Here is a 16,958-nt window from a genome sequence, read left to right as displayed (position 1 = left end):
TATGAAATTTACTTTTCTGGGAACCTCGGCAGGTTCTCCTACCGCAGAAAGAAATGTGACCGCAATGGCTCTGGCTCTGGATGAAAGTCGAGACTGGTATTTGGTCGATTGTGGTGAAGGAACTCAGCAGCGACTTTTGGCGAAGAGCCCTCAGCAGATGGAGAGCTCTCAGCGGATGGAGAGCCATCGGGGAACCAGGAACCGTTACACGCTGTCCGGCCTGGCAGGTATTTTCATTACTCATGTTCATGGTGACCATATCTTTGGACTGCCAGGCTTGATCACCAGTGCCAGCATGCAAGGCAGGAAAGACCCTTTAACGATTTGTGCACCGGAAGGTGTAGAGAGTTTTGTCAGGCACTCTCTCAAGTGTGCTGCCGTTTGTAATATGCCTTTTGAGCTGAATTTTATTCGCAGTGATCAAGCGGACTTTCACTTTCAGGATCAGCACTTTAAAGTGACGTCCCATGAACTGTCCCATCGCGTTCCCAGCTATGCCTATCGCTTTGCGGAGCGGCCTGTTACGCAATCAATGGATCAAGACAAACTGGAAGCGTTGAACGTGCCAAGGGGGCCCCTTTGGGGTGAGTTGCAGAGTGGCAATAGTGTCACCTTACCAGATGGTAGTATTGTTCATCCTCAAGATGTCAGACAGCCGCTCCGGTCAGGCAGGGTGGCGATTATTGGTGGTGATAATGACCAGCCTGATCTCCTGATAGATGCCATGAAAGGTGTTGATGTTTTAGTGCATGAAGCCACTTTTACGGAGCCTGTTCTGGAAAAAGTCGGCCCCCAATATATGCACAGTACAGCCAGAATGGTGGGTGAGGCGGCTGAAAAAGGTGGAGTGAGTCATGTCATCCTCACTCACATTAGTGGCCGTTATCGAAAACAGTCGTCTGATTTTGCCTTATCGGTTGAAGCGCTCAGAAGCGAAGCTCAGTCGGTTTTCAGAGGGCAGGTTGAGCTGGCTGAAGATTTCGGTTGCTGGGCTCTGGACAGGGATAGAAAACTGACTCGAATGGAATAATGCTGGAGAAATGCATGGACATGGCACCTCTCCTGCTTATTGAGCTCAGTGATGAGACTGGCGGAGTGAGTCCAGCGTCTCCAGAGCTCCAGCTACTAGCAATTGAGAAGTTTGCACTTTATTGATGATGGAGTAAGTCAGCCCCCACTCTTGCAGGTGCTTTCTGAACAAGGCATTGACAAAATCAATCCCGTTGATTTCGGCGTACTCCCCCAGAAAGTAAACATGGGGCGGATTGGATTTTCCCTTTTTTGCCGCTTTGGCGATCAGGCCTGCGGCACGTTTTTGTATCTCGTCCAGAGTGGGTTGCATGGTGGCTTTCATGTGGCCAATATACCAATCTTTGAGAATTGCCGGTGCCTGATATGAATCCTGCAGTCTGAGTAACAAGATTCTATGGCCCAGCTGGTTTATTCTCTTGCCTTGGGCGTAGCGGTTAACGAACTCTTGGTCCGAGGTTGTTGGATCGATGTGTTTCTTCAGATAAATGAGGGCAGCGAGCTTTCCTGCCTCAAGTTTCACTTCTGCCAGACAGGACTTTGCATCGGCAAGGCAAGAAGATGCGTCTGAAGCAAGCTCCTTATACTCATGGTCAGACATATATTTTTCCGATCGTGCAAGCGTTACGTCACATCTCTCTATGATGTCTGTGCAATTTGTTTCGAAAAGGGTAAAAAACTGTTCACTGGCGGAGGCTCCGATGCTGTAAACGCTACCACTGGGAAGCTTCTTAACGGGTCTCGGTTGGATGAGGATAAGGGGCTGGACGCTGCCAGGAATGTCAGTATTGGGAAGCCTATTGTCATCAACATAAGGCATTTTCCTCTTGTCATCACCATAAGGCATTTTCATATCAACGGTTTTTAACTCGCCCTGTTCCATAGAACACACCAGATCGTAGGTGGTTTTAAGGACAAACAGCTCATCTTCTGCTTGCATCAATTTCATCGCTTCCCCGATCAGGACGGTATCCCGGGTAGTCAGTATTTCAGCCAAAGTTATCCCGCCCTGTTGAAAGGTTTCTTTTATGGCTGTTTCTGCCTGTTTCTGAATGTCGATAACATCCTGTGGGGCATAGTAAGTGTAAAGTTTATCGCCTTCTTTGGCCCTGGTGGCATCAAAGCCAGCTGCTGCATAGAGGAATGAAGCGGATGTTTTTGCTGGATCTATACCCCTTTGGGCCAGTATCAGCTTCTGCTCTTCAAGCATTTCCCGGGACATTTTTCTGGCTACAGCCGCAGTGTTTCGGGAGGGGTCATAATCGTCGCTCTTCATGGCTGTGTGGGTTCTTTTGGAAGCAATGTTCCCAACATGGTCCAGATAAGCTTCGTCGATGCTCATGTCCCGCCTGATCGAGGCCAGAAGCACTCCGGGCTTATCATTGCCCGGACGAAGAACCAGATACATCTCTGCTCGGGAGTTGAGGCTCCAGAGTACATAAACCAGCTCTTCCTGAGCCTGAAGGATGGCACTGAAGCTTATCGAAGACAGGACCACAAACAGGAGAACTGCTTTTCTGAACATCACGGTTCGCTCTTGACTGCTGATAAGGACAGTAATCTTAGACTGGACTTTCAGTGTGTGGGTTCCTTTTTTGTCAATAAGTCTGTTTTATCAACAGCATAAAGCTACTTTTACGGAGCCTGTTCTGGAAAAAGTTGGACCTCAATTTATGCATAGTACAGCCAGAATGGTGGGTGAGGCGGCTGAAAAAGGTGGAGTGTGTCATGTCATCGTCACTCACATCAGTGGCTGTTATCGAGAACAGTCGCCTGTGGAATAATGCCGGAGAGCTGCATGGACATGGCACCTCTCCTGCTTATTGAGCTCAGTGATGAGACTGGCGGAGTGAGTCCATCGCCTTCAAAGCTCCAGCGGCTACTAATTGATCGGTCTCTTGTTTGTTGATGTAGGAGTAGGTCAGCCCCCACTCTTTAAAGCGCTCCCGGAACAAGGTACTCACAAAGTCAATCTCAATGATTTCGGCGTACTCTCCCAGAAAGTAAACATTGGGCGGATTGGGTTTACCCTTTTCTGCCGCTTTGGCAATCAGGCTTGCAGCACGTTCCTGCACCTCGTCCAGAGTAGGTTGCATGGTGGCTTTCATGTGGCCAACATACCAATCTTTAAGAGCTGCTGGTGCCTGTGAGTCCTGCAGTCTGAGTAACAGGATTCTATGGCCCAGCTCGTTTTTTCTCTTGCGCTGGGAATAGCGGTCAAAGAACTCTCTGGGTGATGCCTCCGGGTCAATGTGTTGTTTCAGATAGAGATGGGCAGGGATCTTTTGTGCATTCATTTTCAGCTCTGACAGACAGGTCTTTGTTCCTTCAAGACAAGCAGATGAGTCTAAAGCAACCTCCTGAAACTGGTGGTTGGACTTGTATTCTTCCCATCGTGCCAGCTTTGCCTGACATCTCTCTAATGTGTCTCTGCAATCTGTTTCGAAATTGGAAAAAAATTGATCACTGGCGAAGGCTCCGATGCTGTGAACGCTACCACTGGGAATGGATTTGGGTGGTTTGGGTGGCCTGGGCCTGGGAATAATCATTGGCATGTCAAGGTTACCAGCGTGAAGCGCCTTTTTATCTTTATAACGCATTTTCATATCAACGGTTTTTAATTCGCCATGTTCCACGGAGCACACCAGATCGTAGGTGGTTTTAAAAACGAACAGCTCATCTTCTGCTTGCATCAGTTTCATGGCTTCCCCGATCAGGACGGTATCCCGGGTAGTCTGTATTTCAGTCAGAGCTATCCCGCCGCTTTGAAACGTCTCTTTAATGGCTGTCTCTGCCTGCTTCTGAATGTCGATAACATCCTGCGGGTCAAAGAAGATGTACAATTCATCGCCTTCTTTGGCTGTGGCGGCATCAAAGCCTGCTACTGCATAGAGGAATGAAGCGGATGTTTTTGCTGGATCTATACCCCTTTGAGCCAATACCGGCTTTTGCTCTTCAAGCATTTCCCGGGACATTTTTCTGGCCACGGCCGCAGCGTTCAGGGAGGGGTCATAACCACCGGCCTTGACAACATTGCGGGTTCGTTTGGAAGCAATGTTTCCGGAATGGTCCAGATAAGCCTCGTCAATGCTCATGTCCCGCTTGATCGAGACCAGAACCCTGGGTTTGTCATTGTCCAGACGCTGAACCAGATACATTTCTGCTCGGGAGTTCAAGCTCCAGAGTACATAGACCAGCTCTTCCTGAGCCTGGAGAATGGCACTGAAGCTTATCGTAAACAGGGCTACGAACAAAATGGGTACTTTTCTGATAATCATGAATTACTCCTTATAAATTCATAAAGACTCAAATTTTAGACAGGAGTTTCAGGCTTTTAGTTCCTTTCCGGTCGACATTCTTGTTTTATCAACACTTATGGTTTTAAGTCTGAAGTCGGGCAGGTTCGTGGTACAATGGCCTTCTTTCGCCATGAGAATACTGAAAAGGCAGGCTTTTGGCGTCACCTTGAGCGATGTGAATCGCTTACACCAGTTTCACCCAAAGTGAATAATTGAATGTCTGAATATAAAAGTGTCGAAGAGCGCGTAAGCTATGGAATTGGTCGTCAAATGGGCGACCAGCTGGCCAGCAACCCTATTGAAGGCCTGTCCATTGATGCCGTTCTGGCCGGTCTGGCTGACTCCCTGAACGGGGCTCCAAGTGCTGTTGAGCATTCCGCTTTGCAGGAAGCGTTCAACGAAATGCACCAGCGCATTCAGGCTCAGGAAGCTGATAAAGCTAAAGAGTTGTCTGCTGAGGGTGAAAAGTTTCTGGCTGAAAATGCCAAACGTGATGAAGTGACTGTCACCGAGTCAGGTCTGCAGTATGAAGTACTGGTAGCAGGTGATGAGAATGGCGAAAAACCAGGACCCAACGCCACCGTTCGCACTCACTACCATGGTACCCTGCTCAACGGTTCTGTGTTTGACAGCTCTGTGGATCGTGGTCAGCCTATCGAATTCGCTGTTAACGGCGTTATTGCCGGCTGGACAGAAGCCCTGCAGCTCATGACCGTTGGCTCCAAGTGGAAGCTGTTTATTCCATACAACCTGGCCTACGGTGCCCAGGGCGCGGGTGGCGCTATTGGCCCATACGCCACTCTGGTTTTTGAAGTAGAGCTGCTGGCAATTTCCTGATAGCAGTCCCGGACTGGTAGCGTCCTGCTTCCAGTCCTGTTCTGTTTTCCAATGCTCTGAAAGCATCAGCCTGCCAGAGACTTACCGGTCATCTCTTCAGGCTGTTCGAGACCCATCAGATCCAGCAGGGTGGGAGCCAGATCAGACAGAATACCGTCTTTCAGCTCAATGGCTTTGGGACCAAAGTAAACGAGGGGAACCAGCTCGCAAGTATGAGCTGTGTGAGCCTGCCCGGTTTTGGGGTTAACCATCTGCTCAGCGTTACCGTGATCGGCGGTAATCAGACACTGACCACCGGTTTCATCCAGGGCTTCAATCACTCTGCCAATGGATTGATCGACCGCTTCCACGGCTTTCACAGCTGCATCAAATACACCGGTATGACCCACCATGTCGCAGTTAGCGTAGTTGCAGACAATCAGGTCGTGCTTGCCGCTCTTGATCTCAGCGACCAGCTTGTCAGTCACTTCCGGAGCGCTCATTTCAGGCTTAAGGTCATAGGTGGCTACTTTGGGTGATGGAACCAGAATTCTTTCTTCTCCTTGATAGGGCTCCTCACGGCCGCCACTGAAGAAGAAGGTGACGTGGGCATACTTTTCAGTCTCGGCGATACGCAGCTGTGTTTTACCCAGCTTTTCCATGTATTCACCCAGAGTATTAGGCAGCTCGAAAGGTGGATAGGCACATATTGTGTCGATGCTGGCAGCGTATTGAGTCAACATGACAAATCCGGCCATGACCGGTTGTTTGGTACGTCGGAAACCGTCAAACTCTTTTTCTACAAAGGCACGGGTGATTTCACGGGCTCTGTCTGCACGGAAATTCATGAACAGAACCGCATCACCGTCATTAATGGTGGCAGGACTTTCACCCAGGGTAGTGGCTTTTACAAATTCGTCATTCTCATCACGCTCATAAGCCGCGTGCAGGCCTTCTACAGCGGTTTTGGCAGAAAACTCTGCTTTGCCGAGAGTCATCAGGTCATAGGCCTGCTGCACCCGTTCCCAGCGGTTATCACGATCCATAGCGTAGTAACGACCGATCAGGCTGGCGACTCTGCCAATACCTTTTTCTTTCAGAATCGCGTCGGTTTTTGCCAGAGACGTTTCGGCGCTGCGTGGCGGTGTATCACGGCCATCCAGAAATGCGTGAACATACACTTCTTTAGCGCCACGCTTGGCAGCCAGTGCCACCATGGCATTGATATGATCTTCATGGCTGTGAACACCGCCGGGAGACATCAGCCCCATGATATGGACCGCTTTTCCCGTTGAGACGGCTTTGTCGATAGTGTCGGTAAACGCTTTGTTCTCGAAGAAGTCACCGTCCTCAATGGATTTTGTGATGCGGGTAAAGTCCTGGTAGACCACTCGACCGGCACCGAGGTTCATGTGACCGACTTCACTGTTACCCATCTGGCCATCGGGCAGGCCCACATCCATGCCGGAGCCTGAGACAAAACTGAAAGGATGTTCCTTCCGGAGACGATCCATGACGGGCGTATTGGCAGCCAGTATAGCGTTGGAGTCAGATTCTTTTCGGTAACCGTAACCATCGAGGATGATCAGGGCGGTGGTGGTGCGCTTGTCAGTCATGGATCAAACCTTGGGCATATTGGCCAAAAGCAGTGTCTTTGAAATACTGCTCTCAGAGACATTGCAGCTATTCTCAGAAACCGGATTGAGCAGCATCTTTGGCTCAGGGCTGTTTTGAGAGGTGAAGGCCTTGAATTCTACCTGCTTTACAGCTCGTTTCCAGAGACAGAGTGATAGAAATCAACTATTTGCAGGATAGAACAGATGTTGGTGTCAAAGCCTGATTTCCTCTATTGTAAGATGCTGATTGATGCCCCACGGCACTGATGCTCACTACCGTGTTCTTTTAGCGCACACAGTCGTAACTCTATTTAGCAGAATGTATACTTGTCGCCCTACGGCAATTAATTACGACAATTAATCACGAAAATGGGTGCGATTTTCACCATCAATGGTGAGAGGCTAAGCTGTTTTCCCCTCGTTAAGGCATATATTAGTACTGGTTCGGTATGGAACAGATTATTGAATTTATAGGTAACCACCCTCTGCTGGTGGGTTCTCTGGCAGCTCTGTTGTGTGTGCTGCTCTTTACCGAGATGCGCAAAGGTGGTCAGAGTGTCGGTTCTCAGGAAGTGACTCAGCTGATTAACCAGCAAGGAGCTATAGTACTCGACGTCAGGGAAAAAGCCGATTTTAGTAAAGGCCACATCGTTGATGCCATGAGCATGCCTTTTGGCAAAGTCGCTGAGCGAATCGGTGAGCTGAACAAACACAAAGACAAGCCGATTGTTATCGTAGACGCCATGGGCCAGCACAGTGGCTCCGTTGGCAAGCAGTTAAAAGACGCCGGGTTTGAGCAGGTTGTTCGACTGAAGGGTGGAATTGGCACCTGGACGGCAGACAGCCTGCCTCTGGTTAAAAAGTAAAGTAACAGGCCATGATGCTCTCCCCGGAGGGCGAGTGCATCATGGCCAGCATTCCTGGAATAAAAATGGCTCCGGTTACCCTTTATATTTCTGCTTATTGCCCATTTTGCCATCAGGCGCTCAGGCTACTGGACAGCAAAGGGGTCAGCTACCAAACTATCAGCGTCGACGGCAAGCCCGATGTTCGTCAGGAAATGACGCTCAAAGCAGGTGCGCGCACCGTCCCCCAGATATGGATTGGAGACACCCATGTAGGTGGTTGTGATGATCTGTATGCTCTGGAATCTGCCGGGAAACTGGACGACCTGCTGAGATAAAAACAGATCCGTTTCCTCAACCTTCTGAGGAGCGAGCCTGTTTTTGAGAGTTGCTAGTAACCTCACTTGATACTGGTATTTTTATCCCCATTATAAGTGGGAAGTGAATTTAGAACCGACGTTTTAAGGAAATGATAATGGCTGAGAATCAGCAGCAAGACCAGGCGCAGTTTGCGCTGCAGCGAATCTACGTAAAGGATCTGTCCTTTGAGTCGCCAAAGTCTCCGGAAATGTTTCAGGCGCAGTGGCAGCCGGAAGTTAAGCTGGACCTGAACACCACTAACCGTCTGCTGCACGATGATATGTATGAAGTCGTACTGTCTCTGACCATTACTGTTCAGAATGGCACTGAAGAAGAGAAAGAGACCGCATTCCTGGCTGAAGTTCAGCAGGCGGGCGTTTTCCTGGTCAAGGGGCTGAGTGATGATGAACTGCACCGTACGCTGGGTGCTTTCTGCCCGAACATTCTGTTCCCATACGCTCGTGAAGCCATAGATAACCTGGTTCTGCGTGGCAGCTTCCCTCCGCTGATGCTGGCGCCTGTCAACTTCGACGCCCTGTATCTGCAGGCGCGTGAACAGCAGGACGCTACTGTTAACTGATAGTGAACTGAACAGTGCCGGACACTGACCGGCACACTCTTCTCTCACTCCCCTCCGGGAAATTCCAGCTGCTTCCAGGCCTCGTAGACCATAACGGCTACGGTATTGGATAAGTTCAGGCTTCTGCTTTCGGGCAGCATTGGTAAGCGCAGTACCTGATCCTTTGGCAGACTATTCAAAATGTCGATTGGCAAGCCTCTGGTTTCCGGTCCGAACATCAAAGCGTCTCCGGGCTCAAAGGCATGTTCCGAATAGCGAGTGGTGCCTTTGGTGCTCAAAGCCAACACCCTTGTGGGTTTCACTGTCCGAAGAAAGTCCTGATAGTGATCATGAATCTGCAAATTGGCGTATTCATGGTAATCCAGCCCGGCCCGTTTCAGGCGTTGATCATCAAGATCGAATCCCAGAGGCCTGATCAGATGCAGGCGAAAGCCTGTATTGGCACAGAGTCGGATAATATTCCCCGTATTGGGAGGGATTTCCGGCTGGTATAGAACGATATCAAGCATATTGGCGGGAACTGATTCAGTACATCGAGGGTGAATTATAAGGCTATTCGCGCGATGACTGTCAGTGAATCTATACCCATCACTACATCTTCAAAGGCGATGGATACAGAAACGTTTGTTAACCTTTCAGACAGAAGCCTGAGCCAGTCCTGAGATCAGAACCATGGTTAACAAGAGAGCAACAAGGTTGCAGGTGCGTCCGATGCTACATTGCTTTTCATCGCAGCGACATTGGTCGTAGGGTGACAGATTCATCTTCAGAAGCCTCTTTAAATTCCCTGAGGGTTTGCTGATACACGCTTCGAATACTGCTCTGCCTTGGAAGCCACACAATTAATAGTAGTAAAGCTGGTCAGGGCCGAAAGAAAATTTCTTGCCCTTATAAATCTGTCGGAATAATACTATTTTTTCAGGGGTTTTACAGGTTATCTTGATAAGTGTTGCATTTCTGGCGTATTCGAAAAAATGTATGCTCAATTCATCCCAGCTCAACCCGGAGGAACTGTTTCATCTTTCGAAGCATAATATTCAGCAACCTTTTCATGGGTAGCAGCCATTGCCTGAAGAGTACCGCTCCACATCAGATTGAAGACACCTCCCATGGCAGTTGCATAGGCTAACTGGGCAGCAAAAACCTTAGGGTTTTTAGCGGCAGTGGCTGACAGTTGTCTGAAAACCTCCTGATGGGTTTTGCCCAGTATCCGGCCATTGGCGTGGGTCTTGAGGATATTGTTGATAAAACCTACCGTTGCACCCACACCAAACTGTGTTGCCTTCATTTCAAAATCACTCAGCTTCCCTTCATCCCGTCGTTTTACCTGCTGCCTGTCCATTGAATCCATCGAAAACATCAGCAGAGCGGAAAAACAATTGCTTGTAACGCCTCGAAAAGGCGATGTTAGCGATCTTTTGAAACCCTGTTGCAGAATAGTTTTAGAGCCCTGAGCTTTTTTTACACTGCGATCTCTCATCTGCTGTTTAATTTGCATCGCTGCAAAAGGCTGGCTGGCGACTGTTATTAGTGTGGCAGTGGTGCCGTTGACTGCAAAATTAGCTTTACCCTGGGCGTCTTCGGGCAGCTCCATTGTAGAAGACACGCCATAAAGCAATTGGGCAGATACTGTTCGAACCGTATCAGCCATCACATAACGAGTCACAGTGCGGGCAATGGCTGGCGTCCAGCCGGCCGAAGATAAAGCCGCCGACAACTTAGGCAGCTGACCGGTTTGCTGTGACTGAACCAGCGGCCGGAGTAGGGAGGAAGTCGCAGGTGTATTCAATACAGCAGGAAGAAGCATATTGTCTTTAGCAAACTTACTTACGTACAAAAGTAAAGGAGTACCCTTCAAAGGGGGTTCAGGAGGCAGCTCTGTTTTTCGGCTTGCAAGTGATGTTTGGCTGCCTGTTTCTGCGTGACTGGCGTCAGGAAGGTACTTTGACGATTCAATGTTAGCAGAGGGTTTATTATCAGGTGAGACAGTACTCAGGCCCGGTGGTTGCTGTGTGTTGCTGGTTAGTGGGTCCATTATCAACTCCCTTTAAATAAATCATATTTATTCTGATTCCCTCGCCGGTAAAAAGTTCATTTTATAGTGTGTTTGCGCTCATCTCCTATGCGTACCGCTCAACAAAAGAATAAAAGCAGAATCGCCAGAATGTAGTACTTTGCGTTAATTATTAACACAAATGGTGCGGAGCTAGAACAACATCGGTAACTGAAAAAGAAGAACAGGAATACGAAGCCAGATTACAGGCACTGAGGGACAAAATAGAAGCCGGTCGTAACAGCCCGATTGTAAACGACTTTGATATGGATCGTTTGCTTGATGAATTAAACGGGAGGGGGGGGTGTCGGGTAGTTGCGATCACATTGACGACCTGAAAACAAATGTCTATCTAAAAAAGTCTGCTCAAAAGTTTAATATATAAACTTATATTGATGAATCCGCTTACATTGGCGCGGGAAGTACTTGTTTTCAAAATCTTTAAATATGAGATGTTGACATGGATCAATATATCTTTCATAGGTGTTTTTGTGAGCAATTGTTTATGTTAACCTGTTCGAAAAATAGGTGCAGTCATCAGCTCTGAGCTGACGATTGTGTCCAGAGTATGAAGTATCGGTTTCAGGAAAAGTCAGTCATAAGAATAATAAAAAGACAGTGGTTGTTTAATTCTTTTTATCATTCTCCATGTCTGCTTTGTTGTTCCGAAAGAAGTGTGAAAAATGGCTTCGAGATCAGGGTGTAGGAAAACACCTGAAGCTTAGAAAAATAGACAACGGACTAGTTCTGAATATTGGAGAAAGTGATGGAATTTAAAAAAGTAGCTGTGGCTATAGCACTGTCTGCAGGGCTGGCCTCTGTTGGGCTTCAGGCTGCGCAAGATGGAGAGCTTGGTACAGACTCAACTGGGTCTACAGGCAACTTTGATATTAATTTATACAATAACGCCCAATCCAGAGTGTTCGGTCTTCAAGATATTAATCTTGATTCAGGCGAAAGCACTGAGTCATATAATTTCTGTGTGTACAGCAACACCGACTTCGCTAGGTTTGAAGTAAGCTCCGCAAGTGGAGACTTTAGTCTGACTTCTGGTGGAGGTTCTGCTCTTCCCTATACACTTGCGCTTGATGAAATAAGTGGTAGTTCTCCTGCGACTTGGGGAGAAAGCAACTTAGGTAGTGGTGAGGTTTCTACTAAAAACTTTCCCGCAACGGGAAGCGGTGTTGTAGATAATAATACTGTTTGTTCAGCATTTGGTGAGAACGTAACAGTTACAGTAAATGTTGATACTTCTACTGTAGCTGACCCCGGTGCATACAGTGATCGTGTAACGCTTACCGTAACTGCAATTTAATCTCAAACAAGTCAGCGTAGTCGATTTCGATGTCTTCGCTGACCCTCCTATAAATATAAAAATAGCCGTGGGTGACAGCCCAAGCAAACCCACGGTAAAAGAACCAGAGCAGTAACAAAAAGGATTTCTCCGGGCCATGACTAGGTGGAAATGCATTGACATTTTATGTATTGCATTGCCCATGGTTTTTGTTTTCTCGAAAGCTATGGCCAGTCAGTCCCTTTTCCTTGCGCAGAATAAAGTCCCTGAAGGTTTTGAAACGCTCAGTGAGCCCCAGCAGTCGCTGGTGGATATCTATTACGGTAACCGCTTTTTAACTTCCCAGCTGGCCACCTTCCAACCCGGTAAAATCACCCTTTCCAACGTTAATGAAGTGGTTCGCCTTATTGGTTCGGTGAATGATCCCGCTTTTTTGACGACGGCTTTGTCGGGCGAGTTGAATACCCATGCCGAGGCGATCTGTCCGCCCAATGTCACCAGAGATTGTGGTGTTCTTAATCCTCCCATTGCCGGTGTGATTTTTGATGAATCCCGATTCCGGGTCGATGTGTTTGTGAATCCCCGCTTCTTGTTGACCAGAGCTGCCGATGTCAGAAAATATCTGCCGCCTTCCGATGCAGGCTTTGCCATGATGCAGAACTTTTCGGCAGCGGCCACGGGTACATCGCAAGACACTAATGGCAGTGATTACACTTTGAATGGTCTGACACTGTTGTCTTATTATGAAAACAGTGTCTTGTGGAGTTGGGACTATTCAAAGTCTCAACAGTTCTCGGTCAATCAGCTTTATGGTCAGAGGGAGTATGAAGGCTTTGAATACAATCTTGGCTTGCTCTCAAGTCAGGGGTTTGGCCTGAACTTTACGTCCGATCAGCCTCTTGTGGGTGCTCGCTTTCAAAGTTCGAATAACACCCGAAACGACACCGACTTCAGTGGCGGTATGCCGGTTGAAATCTTTATGCCCCTCAGGGGCAGGGTTGAAATCAGAAAAGATGGGCGACTGATAGCGTCTTATTTCCATGAAGCCGGTCTTCAGGCTCTGGATACCACTAACTTTCCCAGCGGCGCCTACGACATAGAAATCAGGATTCTGGATGAGCAGGGTAACTTGCAGTCTCAGGAAACTCGTTTCTTTTCCAAACAGTATCAAATCCCCCCCGAAGGTGAATGGCTGCTTTTTGCTGAGACAGGGCGTGTGATGACATCGGTTTTTGATGGCGCTCTGCCTCAAGGTACCGAGCAGTGGCTGACCCGGGCCGGTGTGAGTCGAAGAATTTTCGATACTATGGCAGGAACTCTCTCTGCTGCCGCGACTTTAGATACTTCATTGCTCGAGCTGGGTCTGTTTAACCTGGGGTATCGTTATGAGTTATCACCGTCAGTGATGGTAGCCGATAACGGCAGCTATGGTATGACCCTGACAGGCAGAACCTGGCTGGGTAGCGTCTCTTTGAATGGCAGTTATCGCCGACTCTGGAGAGATGACAGTGAAGAAGAAAACACAGATCGCCCGGCACTGATCGGTGATGCCTTTGAGCAAGGCAGTTTTTCTGTTTCTGCACCTGTCTGGAGGGGCAGTGCCAATTACCGGTTCAGCAGCAACAGAAATAATACCGATGGCAGAACAGAAACTCACGGAGTGAGTTATACCGCTACCGTTTTCAGAACACTGGATTACGATACCAGCGCGACATTCAGTTTGAGTGAGTCCGAAGGTAACACCGTTGCACTGCTGAGTTTTGAGTGGCGATTCCGTCAGGACCGATGGAATTTCCGGGTTAACCCCCGGGCAGAGATTCAAAACAATAACGGCGTCAGAGACAGAACAGAAAAAATGAGGCTGTCAGCCTCCTGGGATGATGGTGATCTTTATGATGGTCAACTGACGTCCAGTGTCTCCGCAGAGGCGGGCAGTGGCGAACGCAGGCTCGACGGCACTTTGCAGTACGGTAACCGGTTTGGCAGGGCAGCATTATCGGTTAACCATAGCTCAACAGAGGCTGGCCAGATTACTAACTATAACGGCAGTTTCAGTACCAGCTTCCTGACTGATGGCAGTGTTGTGGCCATGGGAGGCGAGCAAAGAGCAGAGAGTGCTCTGGTGGTCAATCTTGATGGACGTGAAGGCGACGTTTTTGATGTAAAAATTGATGGTCAGAGAAGAGGTTATGCTGTAGCGGGCAGACCGTCGGTGATTCCGCTGACACCTTTTGAACAATATACCGTTACCTTGTCGCCTTCAGGGGATACCCTGTATAGTTTTGATGAGCGGGAGCGTCGTTTCACTCTGTATCCCGGAAACGTCGTGACACTCGACTATGAGGCTATACCCCTGCAACTGCTCTTTGGTCGTTTGTTGGTGAACGGTGAACCTCTGGGCAGAGCCCGGATTACCGGTGGACTTTATCCCTCCAGCTCAGATGATATTGGCATGTTCCAGATAGAAGCCCGCTCAGATATTAATGAGTTGAGGATTGAGCTGGAGAATGGTTGGCAATGCACTGTCCCCGTTGAACCGGATGACGAGCAATACATACTAAGAATGGGAACTCTGGAACTATCCGAGTCTGATTGTGTTCCCGAGCTGGAAGGTCAGTTGGCCATCGGCAAACGGGACGATTCCTGAGCAGGATGCATTTTCAGGAAGTAATGGATATAACAATAATGGAGTCCTGCCGTGTTCAGGGTCATTGATTACAAGAAGGCCGTTTGTTCAAAGGCCCGGGGTTGTTGACATTGAAGTATTTTATCAAAGTGTTTTTTTCGGCACTGATACTCTTTTCGACAGAGGCATGGGCTTTCTTTGAATTCTCTGGTTATGTCGCCGACCCACTTAACGTGACCTCAGGAAATGCAAACCCCACCTACAATTTCACGGTGTCCTTCAGGGCATATTGTGATTCGGGCTGTGAAGGTCAGGATTATCGTCTGGCTCTTTCAGATTCAGATCCCGGCAGCCAGAGCCCTTCAAGTAATGTTCCTGACAGCTATCAGGCGGATGAATTGTCAGAGTTTTTGATCAGTGCCCAATACAGTCAGAATGGAAATCAGGGAAGTTTAGTACCCGGAGAATGGACGCACTCTGATAGCTCTTCCTCATTTTATCAGACCACTACCAATGGGACGGTAACGGGCTCGTTTACATTTACCTTCAATCAGAATCGACTGCTACAGCTTGAGGCTGGTACATACGACTTCAGCTTCTATATAGCCGGTGAAGATATGTACAATACGCGCCATCTGGATAGCATTCTGGTAACCATTCCGATCGTGGTACCTGAGTTTGTACAAATATCTGGCTTGGAAGATGTGGCTCTGGATGCTAATGACTTGTCCGGAAATAATCTTGATGCTGACTTTGGTGTCTGTGTGTTCAGTAATACGGGTGAAGTCTCTATAGACTTTGATAGCAGCAGTAATCCAGGGGATGACTTTATGCTCAGTAAACAGGGTCAGTGTGTGAATGCATCGGATTGTGTTAATTATCGCATGAGGGTCAGAACCCCCAGTGAAAGCTGGGCCACTTATCGCAGGCAGGGGCAACGACCTAACAGGGGCTGGACTGCCAGTGCTCAGCAGGATTGCGGTGGTCAGGACAACATGACGTTGCGGGTCAGGATCAAAGGCAATGATCTTGATAATATTGACTCGGGTGTTTATAGCGATACCATGACAGTTACCATAAGGGCCCAATAAAGACAGACTGGAATGTCTTTCTCTCTTCTGTGCTGCGATTGAATAATCCGTACTCAACCTCGGTGTTGCTACTGAGAATTTTCAATGTTCAGCTCTTTCTGGAATACAGTCGTTTAATCTTTAATATAAAAATACTGACTCTTTGGCTTCATAAGATTTTTCCATTACGCATTACAGAATGAATCAACAATAAATATAAACGACAAAGTTATATTATTCGTTAAATCTATTGAGGCCGTGAGCTTCTTTATGTCTGCTACACTGTTCCAATGACGCTTGGAGAGAGTCTTCAGGTTCAGGATCCCGTTTGGCATCTGAAATACAGAAGCAAAGCGGATTACGAACTGGTTGGATAAAGGGGAAAGCAATGGAGTTAAAGAAGTAGTTGTAGCTGTTGCTTTATCTTCAGGATTGGCCTCGTCATGGCTCCAGGCTGCTGTAAACCCAACAGAGCCGACTGCGGACTTGTCTTCTGGCAACTTTGAAATTACTTACAGAAGAAAGGTTCAGATACAGCTCTTTGGTCTGGAGGACATAACATTCGATAAATCCGCTGCTTCTAAAGGAGATCTCGAAGGTTCAACCCCTTCTTGTGTTGACTCGAACATTGAACGCTACGAAGTCAGTCTGGACAGCAGAAATGATTTTAATTTGACTGCAGGCCTGGGCCCGGGATCGGACAAGATCCCTTATTTATTGACCTATTCTCAGAAAAAAGGTGCAAAAGACCAGGTATGGGGAGCTGGCAACCTCGGGCCTGGCGTTACAGCGGGCAATTTTGCAATAGACGGTCCCATTGACAGTAAGACTTGCGACCCTGCTCTGGACTCTAAAATCACTGTGGACATTAAAGAAGCGGATTACACCGGTAAGCCTGAAGGCGTTTATTCAGACACGGTTACAGTGATCGTCTCATCAATTTAATTCTTGATAGTCAGTGGAGTTGGCACCAGCCTCTATGCTGGCTGTACGAAAAATATGAAACGGCTGTGAGTAAGAGTCCCGAGCCAGTCCACGATATAAACAAGCAATGTAGTTTTTTGTTCCGGGTAGTTCATAAATCCACGAGTAATACGACAAATGTAAATTATCTAGATAAACGATAAAGACTGATTAATAGGTGTATCGATTGAGTTCAGGTATGACTCCATACGTCTGCTACACTGTTGCAATCAAAGTTTGAAAAGAGGCATTGAACTCAGGGTGTCTTAAAGTACTTGGGGCGCAGAAACAAAACGCATTAAAAACAGCTTAGGTAAAGGAGAAAGAGATGCAATTAAAGAAGTAGTTAAAAGTGTGGCGCTATCGGCAGGGCTTTTCTCTTTCGGGCTTCAGGCAGCTGAAAACCC

The 16,958-nt window shown here is 47.9% G+C and carries 14 protein-coding genes and 1 pseudogene; 10 read left to right on the top strand and 5 right to left on the bottom strand.

All coding sequences use genetic code 11. The annotated features are described in order from the left end of the window. Position 1: 1 nt before the first annotated feature. Positions 2 to 1,030, top strand: coding sequence for an MBL fold metallo-hydrolase (locus tag KBW69_RS13900; protein WP_257281232.1), 1,029 nt, complete (start codon positions 2 to 4; stop codon positions 1,028 to 1,030). Between the two features lie 45 nt (positions 1,031 to 1,075). On the opposite strand, the gene KBW69_RS13895 is transcribed toward KBW69_RS13900, so the two are convergent. Further along, positions 1,076 to 2,554, bottom strand: coding sequence for a hypothetical protein (locus KBW69_RS13895; RefSeq protein ID WP_257281231.1), 1,479 nt, complete (start codon positions 2,552 to 2,554; stop codon positions 1,076 to 1,078). 304 nt (positions 2,555 to 2,858) lie between these two features. Beyond that, the gene (locus KBW69_RS13890; protein ID WP_257281230.1) at positions 2,859 to 4,307 is read right to left on the bottom strand and encodes a hypothetical protein; all 1,449 of its coding nucleotides are present in this window, start codon (positions 4,305 to 4,307) and stop codon (positions 2,859 to 2,861) included. 237 nt (positions 4,308 to 4,544) lie between these two features. Between KBW69_RS13890 and KBW69_RS13885 the strand changes: the two genes are divergently transcribed. Beyond that, positions 4,545 to 5,165, top strand: coding sequence for an FKBP-type peptidyl-prolyl cis-trans isomerase (locus tag KBW69_RS13885; protein ID WP_257281229.1), 621 nt, complete (start codon positions 4,545 to 4,547; stop codon positions 5,163 to 5,165). A gap of 65 nt (positions 5,166 to 5,230) precedes the next feature. On the opposite strand, the gene gpmI is transcribed toward KBW69_RS13885, so the two are convergent. Next, entirely contained in the window at positions 5,231 to 6,760 is a 1,530-nt protein-coding gene (gene gpmI, locus KBW69_RS13880; RefSeq protein ID WP_257281228.1) for a 2,3-bisphosphoglycerate-independent phosphoglycerate mutase, read from the bottom strand. A 449-nt stretch (positions 6,761 to 7,209) separates the two neighbouring features. Between gpmI and KBW69_RS13875 the strand changes: the two genes are divergently transcribed. From KBW69_RS13875 to secB, 3 genes are all read left to right on the top strand, one after another. Continuing rightward, positions 7,210 to 7,626, top strand: coding sequence for a rhodanese-like domain-containing protein (locus KBW69_RS13875; protein ID WP_257281227.1), 417 nt, complete (start codon positions 7,210 to 7,212; stop codon positions 7,624 to 7,626). Between the two features lie 65 nt (positions 7,627 to 7,691). After that, entirely contained in the window at positions 7,692 to 7,943 is a 252-nt protein-coding gene (gene grxC / locus KBW69_RS13870; protein WP_257281248.1) for a glutaredoxin 3, read from the top strand. A 137-nt stretch (positions 7,944 to 8,080) separates the two neighbouring features. Continuing rightward, complete coding sequence (gene secB / locus KBW69_RS13865) at positions 8,081 to 8,545, top strand: protein-export chaperone SecB (protein ID WP_257281226.1); 465 nt, start codon at positions 8,081 to 8,083, stop codon at positions 8,543 to 8,545. A 44-nt stretch (positions 8,546 to 8,589) separates the two neighbouring features. Here the strand turns inward: secB and trmL are convergent, their stop codons facing one another. After that, complete coding sequence (trmL, locus tag KBW69_RS13860) at positions 8,590 to 9,054, bottom strand: tRNA (uridine(34)/cytosine(34)/5-carboxymethylaminomethyluridine(34)-2'-O)-methyltransferase TrmL (protein ID WP_257281225.1); 465 nt, start codon at positions 9,052 to 9,054, stop codon at positions 8,590 to 8,592. A gap of 488 nt (positions 9,055 to 9,542) precedes the next feature. Then, a complete protein-coding gene (locus tag KBW69_RS13855) occupies positions 9,543 to 10,580 on the bottom strand; it encodes a hypothetical protein (protein ID WP_257281224.1) in 1,038 nt (345 codons plus the stop codon). Between the two features lie 218 nt (positions 10,581 to 10,798). Here KBW69_RS13855 and KBW69_RS23820 point away from each other — a divergent pair. From KBW69_RS23820 to KBW69_RS13835, 5 genes and pseudogenes are all read left to right on the top strand, one after another. Next, positions 10,799 to 10,936 (top strand): annotated as a pseudogene (locus KBW69_RS23820) (hypothetical protein); the annotation flags it as partial. Between the two features lie 428 nt (positions 10,937 to 11,364). Beyond that, positions 11,365 to 11,913, top strand: a complete 549-nt coding sequence (locus KBW69_RS13850) for a hypothetical protein (RefSeq protein WP_257281223.1) — start codon at positions 11,365 to 11,367, stop codon at positions 11,911 to 11,913. A gap of 136 nt (positions 11,914 to 12,049) precedes the next feature. After that, the gene (locus KBW69_RS13845) at positions 12,050 to 14,539 is read left to right on the top strand and encodes a TcfC E-set like domain-containing protein (protein ID WP_257281222.1); all 2,490 of its coding nucleotides are present in this window, start codon (positions 12,050 to 12,052) and stop codon (positions 14,537 to 14,539) included. Between the two features lie 101 nt (positions 14,540 to 14,640). Next, the gene (locus KBW69_RS13840; RefSeq protein ID WP_257281221.1) at positions 14,641 to 15,609 is read left to right on the top strand and encodes a hypothetical protein; all 969 of its coding nucleotides are present in this window, start codon (positions 14,641 to 14,643) and stop codon (positions 15,607 to 15,609) included. 348 nt (positions 15,610 to 15,957) lie between these two features. Next, positions 15,958 to 16,533, top strand: a complete 576-nt coding sequence (locus tag KBW69_RS13835) for a hypothetical protein (RefSeq protein ID WP_257281220.1) — start codon at positions 15,958 to 15,960, stop codon at positions 16,531 to 16,533. Positions 16,534 to 16,958: the final 425 nt, after the last annotated feature.

It is taken from the genome of Endozoicomonas sp. ISHI1, assembly GCF_024606225.1.
Taxonomy (GTDB): Bacteria; Pseudomonadota; Gammaproteobacteria; order Pseudomonadales; family Endozoicomonadaceae; genus Endozoicomonas_A.
Note: the sequence above shows the minus strand (reverse complement) of the source record. Positions and strands in the feature narration are given on the sequence as shown.